The organism is Kitasatospora sp. MAP5-34 (genome assembly GCF_029894335.1).
Classification (GTDB): domain Bacteria; phylum Actinomycetota; class Actinomycetes; order Streptomycetales; family Streptomycetaceae; genus Kitasatospora.
This window is the reverse complement of record NZ_JARXZC010000005.1, coordinates 47,805-67,179: the sequence shown is the minus strand read 5'-3', so window position 1 is coordinate 67,179 and position 19,375 is coordinate 47,805. Positions and strand designations below refer to the sequence as shown.

Here is a 19,375-nt window from a genome sequence, read left to right as displayed (position 1 = left end):
ACGCCATGCTCGCTCGCCGCTCTGCCACCGCCCTCACCGCGATAGCCGCCACCACGATGCTGCTCGGTGGCACCGTGCAGGCCACCGCCGCCCAGGCCGCCGCCCCCTCGACCCTCTCCGTCTTCGCCTTCAACGTGGACCTCGGCACCTCGGTGGTCGACTGGTCGCAGAACGAGCAGGCCGCGCAGCGCACCCCGGTGGTCGAGTCGATCGTCCGCCAGCACAGCGCCGACGTGGTGGTCCTGGACGAGCTGTTCAACGACTCCTCGATCAGCGACATCAACAGCAACCTGGCCGACCTCTACCCCTACCGCACCCCGGTGGTCGGCGGGACCTGCTCGGGCGGCGGCTGGAACGGCATCAGCGGCAACTGCTCCAGCTCCCCGTTCGTGATCAACGGCGGCACGATGATCCTCTCCAAGTACCCGATCGCCGCCCAGTACGCGCACATCTTCAGCAACTCCACCTACGGCACCTGGGACTACCACTCCGACAAGGGTGCCGCGCTGGTCAAGGTCAACAAGAACGGCGTCAACACCTGGGTGGTCGGCACCCACCTGCAGGCCGACGAGTCCGACAAGTCGACCGACACCACCCAGGCCACCCGCCTCGGCCAGCTCGGCGAGATCAAGAACTGGGTCAACGGCATCGTCGGCTCCTCCGCCCCCGTACTGCTCGGCGGTGACCTCAACGTCGAGTACTACCACGGCCAGTCGCGCGGCGACTACGCCAACTCCCAGGCGGCGGTGAACGGCGTGCTGGGCACCCCGTCGACCAACCCGAACGAGACCCGCACCACCATGGACTGCTCGGTCTCCGCCTGGTGCCAGTACATGGCGGGCATCGAGACCTTCCCGACCGACTACCGGGACAACCTCGACTACATCGGCTACCTGAACGCCCCGGGCCGCCCGGTGCCGCTCGCCCTGCCGACCGTCAACATCGACTTCGACCCGCAGGCCGGTTGGACCCAGGGGCAGCTCGACACCAACGCCCCGAGCGACCACTACCCGGTCGAGGCCACATTCCAGTTCTAGGCAGCAGGTGAACGGGCAGGGACGCGGAGATCCGCACCCCTGCCCGTTTCCGTTTCCGTCGTTTTCGGGGACTACCCCACCGACGAGTACGCGATGATGCCGCGCCGCAGCGCGTCCACCGCCTTGCGCGCGGTGGAGCGGAGCTTGACGTCGTCGCCCGCCGCGTCCTGGATCTGGCCGAGTACGTCGATCAGCTGCTTGGTCCAGCGGACGAAGTCGCCGGCCGGCATGTCGGCGTCGCGCAGGACCGAGTCCAGGTTGTGGCCGAGCGCCCAGCGGTACGCGATCCAGGCGAAGCCGAGGTCCGGCTCGCGCTGGCCGACGCCCTCGGCGGTGTTGATCCGGTGCTGCTCCTCCAGGGCGTCCAGGTGGCCCCAGATCCGGACCATCTTGGCGAGCGCCTCCTGGGCGCCGCCCTCCGGCACCCGGGGGGCCGCCGCGTCGTCGGCCTGGCGGGCCTCGTACACCAACGCCGAGGCGCAGGCGGCGAGTTCGGCGGCGGCGAGGCCGTCCCAGACGCCCTCGCGGATGCACTCGGAGGCGAGCAGGTCGAGTTCGCCGTAGAGCCGGCCGAGGCGCTTGCCGTCCGGGGTGACGTTGTCACCCTGGAGGTAGCCGAGGTCGGTGAGCAGGCCGCAGACCCGGTCGAAGGTGCGGGCGATGGTGTGGGTACGGGACTTGACCTTGCGTTCGAGCAACTCGGTGTCGCGGGTGAGCCGGTGGTAGCGCTCGGACCAGCGGGCGTGGTCCTCGCGCTCGTCGCAGCCGTGGCACGGGTGCTGGCGCAGCGCAGCGCGGAGCCGGGTGATCTCCGGGTCGTCGGCGGCGGCCGCGCGGCCCTTGTGGAACCGCTCGGGCTCCAGGTGGCCGGCCTTGGTACGGAGCGCGGAGGCGAGGTCGCGGCGGGACTGCGGGCTGCGCGGGTTGAAGGACTTGGGGATCTTCACCCGCTCGACGGCCGTCACCGGGTGCGGGAAGTCGATCATCGCGAGCCGCTTGACCTGCCGCTCGGCGGTGAGCACCACCGGGCGCGGGCCGTCCTGGTAGTCCGGGTGGCGGTGGGTGCGCGGGGAGCGGCTGACCGGCGGCAGGCCCGGGTCGAGGACCAGGGCGAGGCCCGCGAACTTGCCGGTGGGCACGTGGATCACGTCCCCCGGCTTGAGCTGCTCGATCGCCTCGACGGCGGCGGCCCGGCGCTGGCCGCTGCCCTCGCGGGCGAGGTCGTTCTCCCGGTCCTTGAGGTCCCGGCGCAGGGTCATGTACTCCTGGAAGTCGCCGAGGTGACAGGTCATCGACTCGCGGTAGCCCTGGAGGCCCTCCTCGTTGCGCTGGACCTGCTTGGCGATCCCGACCACCGAACGGTCCGCCTGGAACTGCGCGAAGGAGGTCTCGAGGAGTTCGCGTGAGCGGTGCCGCCCGAACTGGGAGACCAGGTTGACCGCCATGTTGTAGGACGGGCGGAACGAGGACTTCAGCGGGTAGGTACGGGTGCCGGCCAGCCCGGCCAGCGCCTCCGGGTCGAGGGCGCGCTGCCAGAGCACGACGGCGTGGCCCTCGATGTCGATGCCGCGCCGCCCGGCGCGGCCGGTGAGCTGGGTGTACTCGCCGGGGGTGACGTCGGCGTGGGCCTCGCCGTTCCACTTGACCAGCTTCTCCATGACCACCGAGCGGGCGGGCATGTTGATGCCCAGCGCCAGCGTCTCGGTGGCGAAGACCGCCTTGACCAGGCCCTTGACGAAGAGTTCCTCGACGACCTCCTTGAACCTCGGCAGCATGCCGGCGTGGTGGGCGGCGATGCCACGCTCCAGGCCGTCCAGCCACTCGAAGTAGCCGAGGACGTGCAGGTCCTCGTCGGGGATGTCGGCGCAGCGCTCCTCGACGATCGAGCGGACCAGCGCCCGGTCGCTGTCGCGGTTGAGCCGCAGCCCGGAGCCGAGGCACTGCTGCACGGCGGCCTCGCAGCCGGCCCGGCTGAAGATGAAGGTGATCGCGGGCAGCAGGCCCTCGGCGTCCAGCCGCTCGATCACATCGACCCGGCCCGGGGTCCAGATCCGGCTGGGGCGGCCGGTGGGCATCGAGCGGCCCCGGCCCTTGCCGAAGCGGTCGCTGCCCGCACGCGGATTGGCGGCCTGCTCGGAGCGGGCGAGGCGGACCAGTTCGGGGTTGACGGCCTTGGCCGGGTTGCGCGGCGCGTCCTTGGGGCGGCCGTCGCGGTCCGGGTTGGCGAACAGGTCGTACATCCGGTTGCCGGCCATCACGTGCTGCCAGAGCGGCACCGGGCGGTGCTCGGAGACGATCACCTTGGTGCCGCCGCGCACGGTGTCCAGCCAGTCGCCGAACTCCTCGGCGTTGGAGACGGTCGCGGAGAGCGAGGCCAGCGTGACGGACTCGGGGAGGTGGATGATCACCTCTTCCCAGACGGCGCCCCGGAAGCGGTCGGCGAGGTAGTGCACCTCGTCCATCACCACGTACCCGAGGCCGTCGAGAGTCTGCGAGCCCGCGTAGAGCATGTTGCGCAGCACCTCGGTGGTCATCACCACGATCGGCGCGTCACCGTTGACGGTGTTGTCACCCGTCAGCAGGCCGACCTTGTCGGCGCCGTAACGCTTGACGAAGTCGCCGAACTTCTGGTTCGACAGCGCCTTGATCGGCGTGGTGTAGAAGCACTTACGGCCGCTCTGCAGGGCCAGGTGCACGGCGAACTCGCCGACGATGGTCTTGCCCGAGCCGGTCGGCGCGGCGACCAGAACTCCCGATCCGGCCTCCAGGGCCTGGCAGGCCTCGATCTGGAAGGCGTCGAGCGGGAAGTCGTACAGCTGCTGGAAGCCGTAGAGCGCGGTGGCCTGTTCTGCGGCACGGCGGCGGAAGGCCGCGTACGCCTCGGCAGGGCTGAGCTCCTCGGCGTCGCGTCCGGCGTCGCGTTCGGCATCGCGTTCTTCGGCGGGCATGGCGCTGTTCATCTGCGTCACCTCTTCTTCCCGTGGGGCTGTTGCTTCCCGTACGGCTGGTGCCCGTGCGGGCGGGACGGGGTTGCAGACGGCGACGCCTGCGGCTGCGGAGCCGGAGCGGCGAAGGCCGGGACCGGGACGCAGCGGACGTGTTTCGTGTGGTGATCGAGCATCTCAGCCTGAGGTTACCCGCCGGGGATGACATCGATAGCAACGTTTTTCGGGGCTCCCGGCCTACCCCGCGCCGACCTGCCTCCCCGGCCCCGCGCTCGGCCGGTGATCGGCCGGTGATCGGTGACTGGATCAGATCCGCAGTTGCAAATGTCTTCAAACGGTCGGCAAAAAGCCATGATTGGCGTAACTTACGGCCCCTGTCGGTCACTTGCGGTCATCCGGCCGCTCCGCACACCCCGCTCCCTACAGTCGGACCACCGAGCCCGCCACCTTGGCGTGGACTCGTCGACAGGAGGATCGCGATGCCGAATCTGGAGACCTCACTCAAGGAAGCCATGGCCATCGACGGCGCGATCGGCGTCGCGCTGGTCGACTACGGCAGCGGGATGGCCCTCGGAACGCTGGGCGACGGCGCCGAGATCGACCTCAACGTGGCGGCGGCGGGCAACACCGACCTGGTCCGGGCCAAGATGCGCACGATGGAGATGCTCAACCTCCACGACAACGACATCGAGGACATCCTGATCAGCCTCACCACCCAGTACCACCTGATCAGGCCGCTGACCACGCAGACCGGGCGGGGCCTCTTCCTCTACCTGGCGCTGGCCCGCGGCCGCGCCAACCTGGCGATGGCCAGGCACCAGCTCAAGCGGATCGAGACGACGCTTGAGATCTGACCCGTGGCGGGCGCCGACGGACGACCGGAAAGGGGCAGGGGGCGTGCCGGTACAGCTGTACCAGGCGAAGGCGGAGTTCTTCCGGATGCTCGGGCATCCGGTCCGGATCAGGGTGCTGGAACTGCTGCAGGCCGGGCCGACCCCGGTCCGCGAGCTGGTGGTGGCGCTGGGCGTGGAGCCGTCCAGCCTCTCCCAGCAGCTCGCGCTGCTCCGGCGGTACGGTCTGGTGACGGCCACCCGGGAGGGCTCGACGGTGGTGTACGCGCTCGCGGGCGGGGACGTCGCCGACCTCCTCCGGGCGGCCCGCCGGATCCTGACCGAGATGATCACCGACCAGGGGGCACTTCTCGCGGAGCTCCGCGAGCCGGGGTAACCCCTACGGGATTGGGGTCCTTCAGGGGCGCGGGCCGCCGCTTGATCAACTGCGTACGCGACCAGGGCACGACGTACGTTGACGGTTGATCGCGCACGCAGTTGATCCAACCGAGCCCCGCGCCCCTGCTGTGGTTACCCAGTTGCCAACGTCAACGCATGAGCAGTTCGCCGAGGCCGGCCGCGAGCTTCTGGTACTCCTCCGCCCGGTTGTAGATCTGCGCGCTGATCCGCAGGGCCCCGCCGCCCGCCCACGGCCGGACGGCGATCCGGGTGTTCAGCTTCCGGCGGACCTGCACCATCAGCGCCTTCGCCGCGTGCTCGCTCTCGGCGACGCCCGGGGGCAGCCGGACCGCGCGCATCGCCAGGCCCGGCATCGCGGGCAGTGCCCGCAGGCCCGTCCGCTCGACCAACTCCTGCTGGCCGTAGGCGGCGAGCGTCGCGTTGTGATCCCGGATGCGCTCGGTGCCGAGCTGTTCGAGCAGCGAGAAGCCGGCGGGGGCGGCGAGCCAGGGCGTGTAGTCGGCGGTGCCGCGCCACTCGACCCGGGCGGGGAAGCCCCGGTCGTGCTCCCAGGAGAGCGTCAGCGGGCGGACCCTCGAGCGCCAGGCGCCCCGGACGGCGAGCACCGCGCCCGCGCGTGGGGCGAAGGCCCACTTGTGCAGGTTGCCCACCCAGAAGTCGGCTCCGCCCGCCGCCTGTCCGAGGTCCACCGGCAGCATGCCGGGGGCGTGCGCGGCGTCCACCACGGTGGTCACACCGCGCTCGGTAAGGTCGGCGAGCAGCCGCTCGTCCGCGATCTCACGGGCGGTGGGCGAGGTGACCAGGTCGAGGATCGCGACCTTGGTCCGCTCCCCGACGGCGGCCAGCACCTGTTCGCGTACCGCGTCCAGGTCCGGGGTGTGCAGCGACAGCCGGACGGTACGCACCCGGGCGCCGCACTCCACGGCCCGGCGTTCGGCGGCCTGGTTCACCACGCCGTAGCCGTGGTCGGTGACCAGGATCTCGTCGCCCTCGGCGAGCGGGATCGAGCCGAGGGCCACCGCGATGCCCTCGGTGACGTTGGTGAGCAGCGCCAGCCGGTCCGGCCGTCCGCCGAGCGCGGTGGCGATCCGGGCCCGGGCCTGCGCGATCCGGTCGGGCAGGTCGGCGAAGAAGCCGTCCGGGTCCTGCTCCTGCTCGGCGCGGAGCCGGGCCTGGACGCGCTGGACGGGCAGCGGTACGGCGCCGTACGAGCCGTGGTTGAGGTGCGCCACGTTCGGGTCCAGGGCGAACAGTCCGTTGGCGCCCGGCACCGGGTGGGGCGATTCGACTGGCATGCCGACTCCTCAATCATGATGGTGTGTGACATTTCACACTGCATACTTCTAGCCGAGAACACCCGCACACGGCAACCATCGGGCCGTGACCTCCACCGACTCCTTCCTCGCGCTGAGCACCCGGACCGGCCGCTTCAGCTACGGCTCCCCACGCGCCGTCACCATCTCCGCCGACGGCTCCCGACTGCTGTTCCTGCGCTCGAACGGCCCCGAGGACCCGGTCGAACGGCTCTGGCTGCTCGACCTGGACACCCACCGCGAGCAGCTGGTCGCCGATCCCACCGCGCTCGTCCCGGGGCGTACCGGTGACCCGGCCGCGCTGCCCGTGCTGGAGCGGCGCCTGCGCGAGCGGGTCCGGCTGTGGGCGCCCGGCATCGGCTCGTACGCGGCCACCGCCGACTGCGCCACCGCCGTCTTCGCACTCGACGGGCGGCTCTTCCAGGCCGACACCGCCAGCGGCACGACCGCCGAACTCCCCGTCGCCGGGCCCGCGTTCGACCCCCGTCCGGCGCCGGACGGCAGCCGCGTCGGGTACGTCGCGGACGGCGCGCTGCACGTCACCGCCGCCGACGGGCCGCTCAGCCCAGCCGCCAGCGCAGCCGCCAGGCCGCTCAGCCCGCCCGACGGCGCCGTCTGGGGTGTCGCCGAGTTCGCCGCCGCCGAGGAGCTCGGCCGCTCCCGGGGCCACTGGTGGTCCCCGGACGGCACCGCGCTGCTCGCCACCAGGATCGATGAATCCGCCCTCCCGCTACGCCACTTCGCCGACCCGGCCCACCCCGAGCGGGCACCCGAGAGCTTCGCCTACCCACAGGCGGGCGGCCCCAACGCCGACGTCCAGCTCTGGGTGCTCGGCCTGGACGGACGGCGCGTACGGCTGCGCTGGGACGCCGTCGCCCTCCCGTACCTCTGCGCCGCCGGCTGGGAGGGCGACGGGGAGATCCTGCTGACCGTCGCCGACCGGCTGCAGCAGACCGTACTGCTGCTCAGCGCCGACCCGGCGACCGGCGAGACCCGTGAACTGAGCCGCACCGTCGACAAGTTCTGGGTGGACGACCTGCCCGGCACCCCGGCCCGACTGCCGGACGGACGGCTGCTCACCGCCGCCGACACCCCGGACGGCTCGGCACGCGGGATCGCCCTGGACGGCCGGATCCTCAGCGACGAGCGACTCCAGGTCCGCCGGGTGGTCGGCCGCCTGCGCGGCCGGCTGCTGGTCGAGGCGGGTGAGGGCGATCCGGCCGATCAGCACGTCTTCCTGCTGGACCCGGACGGCGGCGCGCCGCAGCGGCTGAGCGAGGGCCCCGGCGTGCACTCCGCGCTGGCGGGCGGCGAGACCCTGCTGCTGACCTCAGCCACACCCGAGGGCGTCAGCCGCCGACTGCACCACCAGGGCGGTGAGTTCACCCTCCCTGACCACAGCGTCCCGCTCCCCTACCGGGTGCGGCCGAAGCTCGCCCGGGTGACCGAACTCGGCCTGCCCACCGCCGTGGTGTACCCGCGCGGCCATGTCGCCGGCCGCCGGCTGCCGGTGCTGCTGGACGTGTACGGCGGGCCCGGTTTCCAGGCCGTCGCCAACGAGCCGCGCCGCTGGCAGCTCCGCCAGTGGTGGGCCGACCAGGGCTTCGCGGTGGTCACCACCGACAACCGGGGAACGCCCTTCGTGTCACCGGAGTTCACCCGGGCGATCTTCCGCCGGTTCTCCCGGGTCGCACTGGACGACCAGGTCGCCGCGCTGCACGCGGTCGCCGCCACCGACCCGGATCTCGACCTGTCCCGGGTCGGCGTACGCGGCTGGTCGTACGGCGGCTACTTCGCGGCGCTGGCCGTACTGCGCCGACCGGACGTCTTCCATGCGGCCTGCGCGGGCGCCGCGCCCACCGACTTCCGCCGCTACGACACCGCGTACACCGAGCGCTACCTCGGCCTGCCGCAGGACAACCCCGAGGGCTATCAGGCGGACTGCCTGATCCCCGACGCTCCGGCGCTCACCCGCCCGTTGCTGCTGATCCACGGCCTGGCGGACGACAACGTGCACCCCTCGCACACACTGCTGCTCTCCGAGGCCCTCACCCGGGCCGGCCGCCCGCACAGCGTGCTGCCACTGCCCGGCGTCAGCCACCTGACGGCGGGCGGGGTGAACGAGCAGATCACCCGGGCGGAGTCCGCCTTCCTGCGGACGGCGCTGTCCTGACTGTTCGTCAGATTATGACGGACAGTCAGTAGCCGTACTGCTCCGCCCCCGAGGCGAGCAGCGCGAACGCCGTCTCCGCGTCGGCGACGGCCTGCCGGTGCGCGTCGGGCATCGGCAGGCCGCCCGCGAGGCGGGCCCAGTTGTCGCGGGTGAGGACCTGCCGGACGGCGATGAACTGGGATGCCAGCAGCCGGTCCGTCAGCTCGGACGAGCCGTCGAGGGCTGCAGCCAGCGCGCCGAGGTCGGCGCCGATGTGGGCGAGCAGGTGGGCGGAGAGGCTCGGCGTCTCGAAGACCAGCCGGTAGAAGGCCAGCACCTGCGGATGGTCGTTCAGCCCGCTCACGGGGTCGTGCTCGGCCAACCGCTCCAGGAAGTGCTGCCGCAGCGCCGCCAGCGGCGAGACGCCCGCCGGGCGGTCGCGGACCACCCGCCCGGCCTCGCCCTGATGGTCGGCGATCCGGTGCAGCACCAGCTCCTCCTTGCTGGCGAAGTACCGGAAGAGCGTCGGCTTCGACACCTCCGCGCGGGCGGCGATCTCCGCCACCGACACCCGGTCGAAGCCCTCGGCCAGGAAGAGTTCGATGGCCGCGTCCGCGATGGCCTTGCGGGTGCGCTCCTTCTTGAGGGTCCGCAGACCTTCGGGCTCATTCATAGGGTAATCATAACTCGGATACTTTCGTTACTCGGTTGCACTACTTACCGAGTTGCTGTTCGATGGAACCCAACGACGACGAGGGGACTCGCCATGGCTGCAGTACTGATCGTGGGAGCCGGACCGACCGGGCTGACGCTGGCCTGCGGCCTCGCCCGACTGGGCGCGAAGGTCCGGATCATCGACAAGTCCCCCGAGTTCCAATCCAGTTCACGCGGCAAGGGGCTCAACACCCGCAGCCTGGAGGTGCTCGCCGACCTCGGCATCGGCGACCGGCTGCTCGCCGCCGGGCGGACTCGCCTGCCCTTCCGCAAGTACTTCGCCGGGGAGTTCGTCGCCGACGCCGACCTCTCCCTCGACTCCGCGCCCACCCCGGACGCCCCGTACCCCGGCGGGCTCTTCCTGCCGCAGTTCCGGGTCGAGGAGCTGCTGCGCGAACAGCTTGCCACCTACGGGGTCAAGGTCGAACTCGGCGTCGAACTGGCCGACTTCAGCCAGGACGAGCACCACGTCACCGTCACCCTCGCGGACGGCGGCCGGATCACCGCCGACTACCTGGTGGGCTGCGACGGCGGGCGCAGTCCCGTCCGCAAGCGGCTCGGCCTCGGCTTCGAGGGGTCGAGCGATCCGGAGCAGGCCATGGTCTGCGGCGATGTCGAGGTCGACGGGCTCGACCGGACGGTGTGGCACCAGTGGTTCGGGCCCGAGGGCGCAGTACTGCTCTGCCCGTTCGAGGGCAGTGAAAAGTGGCAGTTCCAGGCGTCCCCCGAGCGGGAGGCCTCGGGCGCCGAGGTCGAACCGTCGCTGGAGAGCTTCCAGCGGATCTTCGACCGCTGCGCGGGCCTGCCGGACGTCCGCCTGCGTAACGCGACCTGGCTCTCCACCTGGCGGGTCAACGTCCGGATGGCGGACCGCTACCGGGTCGGCCGGGTACTGATCGCGGGGGACGCCGCGCACGTCCACCCGATCGCGGGCGGGCTCGGTATGAACACCGGCATCCAGGACGCGTGGAACCTCGGCTGGAAGCTCGCGCATGTGGTCACCGGGCAGGCCGAGCCCGGCCTGCTGGACACCTACGAGGAGGAACGGCTGCCGATCGCCGCCTGGACGCTGAACCTGACGAGCGCCACCCTCAGCACCATGAACGAGAGCATTCGGACGCCCGGCGTCGGCATCGAGTCCGGGTTCACCCCCGACCTGACCGGGCTCGGCATCGGCTACCGCCGCAGCTCACTCTCCGACGACCGCCTCGGCGGCTCCCTCCGGGCCGGCGACCGCGCGCCGGACGCTCCGCTGCTCGGCCCGGACGCCACGCCCACCCGGCTGTTCGACCTGTACGCGGGCGGGCACTTCACCCTGCTCTCGTTCGGGCACCCGGCGCCGGAGCTCGAAACGGCGGTCCGCAGCGTCGCCATCGACGCCGGCCCGGGCTCGTTCGACGACGTGGACGGGCACGCCCGCCGCGCGTACGGCGTCGACGGGGCTGCGCTCGTCCTGGTCCGCCCCGACAACCACATCGCGCTGACCGCCCGGGCGGACGACGCAGCGGCCGTCCGCGCGTACCTGGCCGGGCTGGGGCGCTGATCCGCCGGTACCCTCCGGACACCGGATCAGCCCCTTCGAGCACGGCCCTCCGGCGTGCCTCACACGCCCATCGTCCATGACTGATAGTGATTGGTCGGCTACCCGAAGGGATCGGGCGGCGGGTCCGAGACGGAAGGCGCGCTGCGTGGCGATTCTGAACGGTGAGCGTGCATGGCGGTGACCTCGAAAAAGCTCGTCTGGGGACGGGAGACGCCGAGGGCGGAGGCGGCCGCAGTCGCGCTCGACGGGCGACTGCCACTGCTGGACGGCGCCAAGGGGCTGGTCCGTAAGGTGTTCCCGGACCACTGGTCGTTCCTGCTGGGCGAGTTGGCCCTCTACAGCCTGGTGGTCCTGGTCCTGACGGGCGTATACCTCACGATGTTCTTCAACCCGAGCATGGGTGAGATCGTCTACCAGGGCGCCTACCAGCCGCTGCACGGGGAGCGCATGACCGAGGCGTACGCCTCCGCCCTGCACATCAGCTTCGAGGTCCGTGGCGGCCTGCTGATCCGTCAGATCCACCACTGGGCAGCGCTGGTGTTCGTCGCCGCGATCGCGGTGCATATGCTCCGGGTCTTCCTCACCGGCGCATTCCGCCGGCCACGGGAGCTGAACTGGGTGCTGGGTGTGACCCTCTTCGTGCTCGCCATGCTGGAGGGCTTCAGCGGATACTCCCTCCCGGACGACCTGATCTCCGGCACCGGCCTGCGGATCGCCGAAGGCGTCATACTCTCCATCCCACTGGTGGGGACATACATCAGCTTCTTCGCCTTCGGCGGCGAGTACCCGGGCCACGACATCATCCCCCGGCTCTACTCGGTGCACATCCTGCTGGTGCCCGGCCTGCTGCTGGCGCTCGTCGGGGCCCACCTCACCCTCGTGTTCTCCCTCAAACACACGCACTGGGCCGGGCGGGGAAGGACCAACCGCAACGTCGTCGGCATGCCGATGTTCCCCCAGTTCCTGACCCGCACCCTCGGCCTGCTCTTCGCCCTGTTCGGCGTGCTGGCGCTGCTCGCCGGCCTCGGACAGATCAACCCGATCTGGGCTTACGGCCCCTACCGAACCGACAACGCCTCGACGGGCTCCCAACCCGACTGGTACATCGGCTTCCTGGAGGGCACACTGCGCCTGATGCCCGCCGTGGAGACCCGGGTCCTCGGCCACACCATCTCCTGGAACGTGCTCGTGCCGGCGGTGCTGCTGCCGGGCGCGATCTTCACGGCCCTCTACCTGTACCCGTTCCTGGAGCGGTGGCTCACCCCGGGCAAGGGCGAGCACCACCTATGCGACCGACCGCGCAACCAGCCCACCCGCACCGGGCTCGGCGTGGCCGGTGTCGCCTTCTACGCGGTGCTGCTGGTAGCCGGCGGCGATGACGTCATCGCCTACTCCTTCCGCATCTCCGTCAACGCGCTCGTCTGGACGCTGCGCGTCACGCTGTTCCTCCTGCCGCCCCTGTGCTTCATGGTGACCAAACGGGTCTGCCTGGCCTTGCAGGCGCGTGACCGCGAGCGACTGCTGGAAGGTGAGGAGACAGGAGATCTCGTGCAGTCGGTCGAAGGCGGGTACGGGGAGGACCACGGCTCCCTGACAGCTGATCAGCGCTCTGTCCTGCTGATCCGGGACGTGCCGGAGCCGCTTGAGGCCCCGCCGCCGCTCGACGCCGGGGAGGCCGGCTCGCGCGGCGCCAGATTGCTGCTGCGCGCGGCTCAGGTGCGCGCCACTCTCAGCAGGTGGTTCCACCAGGACCGGGTGGAGCTGCCCGCCACCGACACGCAGCGCCGCCGGATCACCGGGGCCGTCGCGCCCCCGGCCTACTCGGAGCAGCGTGACGACCAGCTGCTGACGGTCGCCGGTACCGAGCCCCGGGAGGAGCCCTCATGACGGCCGTGGACACCGCTCGGAGCGCTGTCGACAGGCGCATCGGACACGGCCGCACCGTCCTGCGCTGGCTGACGTCGACCGACCACAAAGTCATCGGAAACCTCTACCTGACGACCGCGTTCGGGTTCTTCCTGGTGGGCGGCACGCTGGCAATGATCATGCGGGCTGAGCTGATGCGCCCGGGCCTGCACTTCGTCAGCAACGAGCAGTACAACCAGCTGTTCACCATGCACGGCACGATCATGCTGCTGCTCTTCGCGACCCCCACCTTCGTCGGTTTCGCCAACGCCGTCATGCCGCTGCAGATCGGCTCACCCGACGTGGCCTTCCCTCGGCTGAACGCGTTCACCTACTGGCTCTTCCTGCTCGGCGGCCTGATGGTGCTGAGCAGCTTCCTCACGCCGCAGGGCGCTGCCTCCTTCGGCTGGTTCGCCTACGCGCCGCTCAACGGCCCGGTCTTCTCCCCCGGCTCCGGCGGGGACCTGTGGACGATGGGCCTGGTGGTGGCCGGCGTGGGCACGATCCTGGGCGCGGTCAACTTCATCACCACCATCACCTGCCTGCGCGCCCCCGGGATGACCCTGTTCCGGATGCCCATCTTCACCTGGAACGTGCTCTTCACCTCGATCATGGTGCTGATGGCCTTTCCGGTCCTGACGGCGGCGCTGCTCGCACTGGAGGCGGACCGGAAGTTCGGCGCGCACGTCTTCGATGCGGCCAACGGCGGCGCGATCCTGTGGCAGCACCTGTTCTGGTTCTTCGGCCACCCGGAGGTGTACATCGTCGCGCTGCCGTTCTTCGGCATCATCAGCGAGATCATCCCGGTCTTCAGCCGCAAACCGATCTTCGGCTACGCCAGTCTGATCGGCGCCACCATCGCGATCACCGCGCTGTCGATGACGGTCTGGGCACACCACATGTTCGCCACCGGCCAGGTCCTGCTGCCGTTCTTCTCGCTGCTGTCGTTCCTGATCGCCGTGCCCACCGGGGTGAAGATGTTCAACTGGGTCGGCACCATGTGGCGGGGCTCGCTCTCCTTCGAGACCCCGATGCTCTGGGCGACCGGATTCCTGGTGACCTTCCTGTTCGGCGGCCTGACGGGTGTCGTGCTCGCCGCGCCGCCGCTCGACTTCCATGTGACGGACAGCTACTTCGTCGTCGCCCACATGCACTACGTGCTGTTCGGTACGGTCGTCTTCGCCACCTTCGGCGGCTTCTACTTCTGGTGGCCCAAGATCACCGGGCGGATGCTGGACGAGCGACTGGGCCGGCTTCACTTCGGCCTGCTCTTCGTCGGCTTCCAGACCACCTTCCTGGTTCAGCACTGGCTCGGTGCGGAAGGCATGCCGCGCCGCATCGCCGACTATCTCCCTTCCGACGGCTTCACCACGTTGAACATCATCGCCTCGATCGGCGCCTTCGTGCTGGGTGCCTCGACGCTGGTCTTCCTCTACAACGTGTGGTGGACCGCGCGAAACGCCCCACTTGTGACCGAGGACGATCCGTGGGGGTACGGGCGGTCGCTGGAGTGGGCGACCTCGTGCCCGCCGCCGAGGCACAACTTCCTCGCGCTGCCCCGGATCCGCTCCGAGTCTCCCGCGATCGACCTGCACCACCCCGAGATCGAAGCACAGGACACCTTCGCCAACCCCGCGCCGCGCCCGGCCGGAGAGGACACTCCGTGAAGGTGGAAGGCAGGCTGTTCGCCGGGATCGCGCTGTACTTCGGCGTCACCGGCCTGGTCTACTGGATCTTCTCCTCCGAACCGGCCGGGACCACCGCGCTCGCGGTCGGCTTCCTGATGTCCTCACTGGTCGCGTTCTTCTTCTACGTTCAGTACCGAAAGCGCGGCCTGCGCCCCCAGGACCGGCGAGAGGCGGAGATCGCGGACACCGCCGGCCCCCTGGACTTCTTCCCCCCACGCAGCATCTGGCCGGCCACCGCCGCGCTCGGCCTCACCGTGCTGGCACTCGGCGTGGTGTTCGGGCTATGGCTGGCACTCATCGGCTTCGGCCTGCTGGCCGGAGCGGTCTTCGGCTTCGTCTTCCAGTACACCGCCCGCGGCGCCTGACCCTGCTTCATCGCCGCCGACGGCCGGAGCTCCGGCCGCCCCTCCTACCGGCGCAGTGTCAGCAACCCACCCAGCGGCACCCGCAGCGCGAGTTCCAGCCCGTCCACGGTCGGCGTTCCCTCCGTGACGGTGGCGCCGAGGCAGTCCTGCACCAGGACCGTCAGCGGGCCGGGCGCGGCGTCGAAGGTGAGCCGGACGAGGGTGTCCGGGTCCGCGTTGGCCAGCAGCAGGGTGTCCCAGTCGCCGGTGACCGGCGCGGGCAGCGGGGCGTAGCGGCCGAAGGCGAGGCTGCGCCCGTGGCGGGCCTCGATCAGCGGGTAGGCGAGTTCGGGGCGGTGCGGGCGGAGGTCGCCGCGCTGCAGGAGTGCGGTGTGCTCGCGCATGACAGTGAGCCAGAACCGCAACGCGGCCAGCTGCTCCGGACGTTGGACGCCCAGGTCGACCGAGACCTGCGGGGTCGAGAAGAGCACCGACAGCAGCAGCACCGCGATCTGCTCGGGGCTCTCCGACGGGTGCCAGGTGAGCGGGTCGGCGTGGACGGCGAGCGGCCCGGCGGTGAGCCGCAGGTCCGCCGTCCGGGTACGGTTCTCGGCGGCGTTGTGCGGGCAGTCGGTGGCGCGGACCATGGTCGCGTACGGCCACAGGCCCGGTCCCATGTAGTCCTGCCGGTGTTCGACCAGCAGCTCGGGGCAGGCGGCGCGCAGCCGTACGTCCAGCTCGGCGAGCAGCTTGCGGACGCCCTCGGCGACCGTCGCGCAGTCGGCCTCGGGCGAGGCGGTGGCGTCGGTGGCGGCCTCGGCGCGGACGAAGGTGTCGATGAAGTCGATCTTCAGGCCGTCCACGCCGTACTTCTCGACGGCACCGGCCAGCCGCTCGACCTGGTGGGCGCGGACGGTGGCGCTGCGCGGGTCCAGGACGTACGTCTCCAGCTGCGGCAGCCGGGTCAGCGCGTGCACGGCGAGGTCGGCGACGGCGGCGCTGCGGTCACCGGCGAACGGAAGGGCGTGCCAGAGCAGGTACTTGAGGCCGAGCTTCTGCACCCGCTCGACGTGTGCGGCGAAGTCCGGGAAGCCGACCGGTGCGGGCTGCCAGTCCCCGGTGGTGGCGTAGGAGCGGGAGCGCTCGTCGGTCTGCCAGCCGTCGTCGACGATCAGCGCGCCGAAGCCGAGCGGCGCGGCGAGGGCGGCGAGCCGCTCCACGTCGGCGGAGGTCATCGCCAGGTGCAGCGCGTACCAGGTGCAGAAGACCGGCTCGAAGGCGGCGGGCGGCACGGGCGCGGGCGTCAACAGGGTGGCCCACCAGCCGGCGCACTCCCGCACCGTATCGGCGAAATGACGTCCCGTCAGATCGAGCAGCAGGCGCAGCGACGGGCCCTCGTGCTCGACCCACCAGGTGAACTCGCCGGTCTCCTCGACCGCGCCCTCGCCGATGCTGACGGGCAGCACCAACTCGCCCACCGCGAAGGTGCACAGGGCCGCGTCGCCGCTGCCGACCAGGCTGCCGACCGGCGCGCCCTTGGGCAGCGAGGCCGTCCGGGGTTCGCGCCAGGACGGCGGCAGCCAGCGGGAGTCGGTGCTCGGGGTCCAGAGACCGGTGGCCCCGGTGCACGGCAACCGCCACTCCACCCGGGCCCGGACGGGCAGTTGGTCGTCCGGGCTGCCCGGGGTGACCTCCACGAGCACCACCCCGGGCACCCGCTGCGGAGTCACCGTGACGGTGACCGAGTCGGCGCCGACAGCCGTGGCCCGGGCCCGCAGGCCGGGGACGTCGAGCCCGGTCTCCACGATGCGGGTGGCCTCGGTCCGGCCGGACGAGGGGGCGCTGCCGTCCCAACTGAGGGGGGTCTGGGGCACGAGGTTGAGCCTTTCTTAGTGAGCCGGGTGCGGTACTGAAGAGGTACGGGGAAGCTGCGGGTCTGTGCCTTCCGGTTTTTGCGCACGCAGTTGATCAAACAGAGCCCCGCGCCCCTGGAGAGTGCAACTGGCTGAAGGAGAAAAAGTGGGGCCCGGTCGGGCGCAGCCCGCGAATGACGGTTCCCCGCCACGCCCGACCGGGGGTCGGATCACCGGCGGAGGGGGCCCTCGCAGGTGTAGTTGGTGGAGCCGGCCTGGCCGTTGGGCCAGACGTTGACGGCGCCGAAGTAGCAGTTCATGTCGTCGAAGTTGTTGGCGACGCCCTTCGTCCGCTGCAGGATGAAGTAGTCGACCGTGCTCGACATGTCCTTGAACACCTGGTCCGTGCTACCGGAGTTGGACAGGTTCGCGGTGATCTGGCCGGTGCAGATGAACCGCATCGGCTTGTTGCTCCAGTCGCCGTTGTCCACGCAGTTCGGCGTGTTGTAGGTCGCCTTGGCGAAGGCGGCCTGCACCTCGGACGGATAGGCGTACTGCAGCGCGGCGTTGGCGGTGTAACTGGTGTCCGGGACATACAGGTTGGCGACGTTCTTGATCTGCGCGTCCAGGAAGGCGTAGTACTGGGCCTGCAGGCCCGCGTCGTTGCTGACCCTGGTACGCCAGGCGTCGAAGCCGGCCGGGTCGTCGGCGCGCTGGTAGCCGTACATCTCGCGGATCATCGAGGGGTGGCTCTGCCACAGGAACTCGAAGAACGTACCGGCGTAGTTGTAGAAGTGGAACGCGGGGGTGTCGGCGTACCGCGAGTGCATGATCTCGCCGATGGTCATCCGGGGCAGGCCGCTCGCCTCGTCCTGGGCGAGCTTCTGGACCAGCGACTTGCGCACCAGGATGCCCTGGTCGCGGCTCGAGCCGTCGAAGAACTCGGCCGTCCCCTCGTCCATCGCGGTCACCAGGTCGTTGGCGTACCAGCGCGGGTCGCCGAAGTAACCCGGGATCGCCCAGCGGCCGTTGAGGTAGTGGGTGTACTCGTGGCGGAACAGCTCCTCCAGCGTCAGGGTGGAGTCCTGCGGCACCCGGCGCTGGTAGGTGTAGAAGGTGGCGCCCCGCTCGATGTAGATGCCACCGTTGTTGGTGTTCATCCCGGTGAGCAGCGGGTGGTAGACCTCGTAGTCGGAGCGCGAGGCGTAGAGGTGGATGTGCAGCGTGGTGTTGACGTCACCGGTCAGCGGGACATCGGTGCCGAGCACCCGGAAGTACTGGGTCTTGACCTGCTTGCTGGCGTAGTACATCTGGTCGACGGTGGCCTTGTCGAGGGCGGTGTGCACCTCGACCGCGCCGTTGTCGTACTTGTAGGTGTACGGGAAGAGCTTGGCCTCGATGTCCGAGGTGCAGACGTTGTACTGCTGGCAGAGGCCGTACGTGTTGAGCCAGCCGGCCAGCTTGACCCACGGGTCCGACCAGGCGCCGAAGACGCTGGTGACCTGGGTGAACACGTTGCCGAGGCCGGCCGTTACGGCGCTCTTGAGCGCGGGGACCTGGGCGAAGCGGCCGTACTCGCCCATCGTGTCGCGGGCGATCCAAGCGTTGTTGGTGCCCGTGAGGTGGCCGTAACCGGCGAAGGCCCGGAAGGCCGCGACGTACGAGGGGTCGGCCGTGACGGCGGCCTCGAACGCGGGGTCGTTGTTGTTGACGCCCAGGTAGTTGGTGTTCAGGGCGCCGAAGGCCGCGTTGCCCCAGCCGGCGTCGCCGGTGACGGCGCTGCCGGGGGCGAACATGCCCAGGACCTTCTTGATCAGCGGGAGCTGGTTCTGCCGCAGACCGGTGATGCCGCCCGCGATCATCAGCTCACGCATGGTGTTGCCCGCCAGCGTGGTCGGGTCGAAGGCGTGCGCGCTACCGCCGTACGCGGTGACGGCCTGCTGGATGGCCGCCTGGGTGGCCGGGGCGTCCACGCTGATCGCCGGATTGCCCCAGGCCAGGTAGGCGACGGCCTGGAGGTAGGTCCACATCTCGTACAGGTGCTGGCCGCCGCTGCCGTCGTCGGCCGCCGAGCGGGCGACGATCGCGTTCGCGACGGCCTGGATGTGCGCGGCGTCCATGGCGGGGGCGAGCCGGGCGTCCCAGTTCCAGATGACGTTGCGCAGGCAGCCGTCGACGGTGATCGCCGGGTCGCCGAGGAAGGTGACCAGCTGCTGGGGGTTGAGTGCGGAGAGGGCGTCGACGGTACAGGGCACGCCGGCGGCCGAGACGGCGACCGGGGCGTTCGGGGCCGCTGCGGAGGCGATCGGGCCGGGGGCGCCGATGCGCGAGGGCATCAGGCCGGGTATCCCGTTGACGTTGTTGTTGGACCCGCCGCCCGGGCCAGGGGCGACACCGCCCGGAGTGATCGCGGCGGAGCCGACGTCGGCGCTGTCGTCGTAGGTGGTCGGGTCGGGGATGGTCGGGGCGGGGGTCGCCGCCCGGGGAGTCACCGTGGAGGTGACGGCTGCGGCGGGCGCGAACGCCTGTGCGCTCTGGATGGCCGGCAGTGTGAGGGAGGCTGCCAGTGCGGTGGCCATGAGAACTCTGCGTGCGGTGCGGGGAGTTGACACTTTGGCTCCGGGTGGGGTG

The 19,375-nt window shown here is 70.6% G+C and carries 13 protein-coding genes; 8 read left to right on the top strand and 5 right to left on the bottom strand.

Annotated elements, in window-relative coordinates:
• Nucleotides 1-5: 5 nt before the first annotated feature.
• Nucleotides 6-1,037, top strand: coding sequence for a sphingomyelin phosphodiesterase (locus P3T29_RS07015; protein ID WP_280715436.1), 1,032 nt, complete (start codon nucleotides 6-8; stop codon nucleotides 1,035-1,037).
• A 71-nt stretch (nucleotides 1,038-1,108) separates the two neighbouring features.
• On the opposite strand, the gene P3T29_RS07010 is transcribed toward P3T29_RS07015, so the two are convergent.
• Nucleotides 1,109-3,997: a DEAD/DEAH box helicase gene (locus P3T29_RS07010; RefSeq protein ID WP_280715435.1), complete on the bottom strand. Its 2,889-nt coding sequence runs from the start codon at nucleotides 3,995-3,997 to the stop codon at nucleotides 1,109-1,111.
• Nucleotides 3,998-4,461: 464 nt separating this feature from the next.
• On the opposite strand from P3T29_RS07010, the gene P3T29_RS07005 reads away from it, so the two are divergent.
• Nucleotides 4,462-4,836 carry a hypothetical protein gene (locus tag P3T29_RS07005; RefSeq protein WP_280715434.1) on the top strand — a complete coding sequence of 125 codons (375 nt, stop codon included), beginning with the start codon at nucleotides 4,462-4,464 and terminating at the stop codon, nucleotides 4,834-4,836.
• Between the two features lie 43 nt (nucleotides 4,837-4,879).
• Nucleotides 4,880-5,209, top strand: a complete 330-nt coding sequence (locus P3T29_RS07000; RefSeq protein WP_280715433.1) for a metalloregulator ArsR/SmtB family transcription factor — start codon at nucleotides 4,880-4,882, stop codon at nucleotides 5,207-5,209.
• 151 nt (nucleotides 5,210-5,360) lie between these two features.
• Here P3T29_RS07000 and P3T29_RS06995 read toward each other — a convergent pair whose 3' ends face one another.
• Entirely contained in the window at nucleotides 5,361-6,527 is a 1,167-nt protein-coding gene (locus P3T29_RS06995; protein ID WP_280715432.1) for an aminotransferase class V-fold PLP-dependent enzyme, read from the bottom strand.
• Nucleotides 6,528-6,612: 85 nt separating this feature from the next.
• Here P3T29_RS06995 and P3T29_RS06990 point away from each other — a divergent pair, with 85 nt between their 5' ends.
• Nucleotides 6,613-8,718, top strand: a complete 2,106-nt coding sequence (locus tag P3T29_RS06990; protein ID WP_280715431.1) for a prolyl oligopeptidase family serine peptidase — start codon at nucleotides 6,613-6,615, stop codon at nucleotides 8,716-8,718.
• A 25-nt stretch (nucleotides 8,719-8,743) separates the two neighbouring features.
• Here the strand turns inward: P3T29_RS06990 and P3T29_RS06985 are convergent, their stop codons facing one another.
• On the bottom strand, nucleotides 8,744-9,370 hold the full coding sequence (locus tag P3T29_RS06985) for a TetR family transcriptional regulator (protein ID WP_280715430.1): 627 nt from the start codon (nucleotides 9,368-9,370) through the stop codon (nucleotides 8,744-8,746).
• Nucleotides 9,371-9,463: 93 nt separating this feature from the next.
• Between P3T29_RS06985 and P3T29_RS06980 the strand changes: the two genes are divergently transcribed.
• From P3T29_RS06980 to P3T29_RS06965, 4 genes are all read left to right on the top strand, one after another.
• Nucleotides 9,464-10,954, top strand: coding sequence for an FAD-dependent monooxygenase (locus tag P3T29_RS06980; RefSeq protein ID WP_280715429.1), 1,491 nt, complete (start codon nucleotides 9,464-9,466; stop codon nucleotides 10,952-10,954).
• A gap of 177 nt (nucleotides 10,955-11,131) precedes the next feature.
• Entirely contained in the window at nucleotides 11,132-12,841 is a 1,710-nt protein-coding gene (locus P3T29_RS06975; RefSeq protein ID WP_280715428.1) for a cytochrome bc complex cytochrome b subunit, read from the top strand.
• A complete protein-coding gene (ctaD, locus tag P3T29_RS06970; protein ID WP_280715427.1) occupies nucleotides 12,838-14,526 on the top strand; it encodes a cytochrome c oxidase subunit I in 1,689 nt (562 codons plus the stop codon). Before P3T29_RS06975 ends, ctaD begins: the two co-directional genes overlap by 4 nt.
• Nucleotides 14,523-14,912 (top strand): cytochrome c oxidase subunit 4, encoded by a 390-nt coding sequence (locus tag P3T29_RS06965; protein WP_280715426.1) that lies wholly within the window; start codon nucleotides 14,523-14,525, stop codon nucleotides 14,910-14,912. Before ctaD ends, P3T29_RS06965 begins: the two co-directional genes overlap by 4 nt.
• 44 nt (nucleotides 14,913-14,956) lie before the next feature.
• Here the strand turns inward: P3T29_RS06965 and P3T29_RS06960 are convergent, their stop codons facing one another.
• Together P3T29_RS06960 and P3T29_RS06955 are read right to left on the bottom strand one after the other, a co-directional pair.
• Nucleotides 14,957-16,765: an alpha-galactosidase gene (locus P3T29_RS06960; protein WP_280715425.1), complete on the bottom strand. Its 1,809-nt coding sequence runs from the start codon at nucleotides 16,763-16,765 to the stop codon at nucleotides 14,957-14,959.
• A gap of 209 nt (nucleotides 16,766-16,974) precedes the next feature.
• Nucleotides 16,975-19,323 (bottom strand): collagenase, encoded by a 2,349-nt coding sequence (locus P3T29_RS06955; protein WP_280715424.1) that lies wholly within the window; start codon nucleotides 19,321-19,323, stop codon nucleotides 16,975-16,977.
• Between the last annotated feature and the right edge of the window lie 52 nt (nucleotides 19,324-19,375).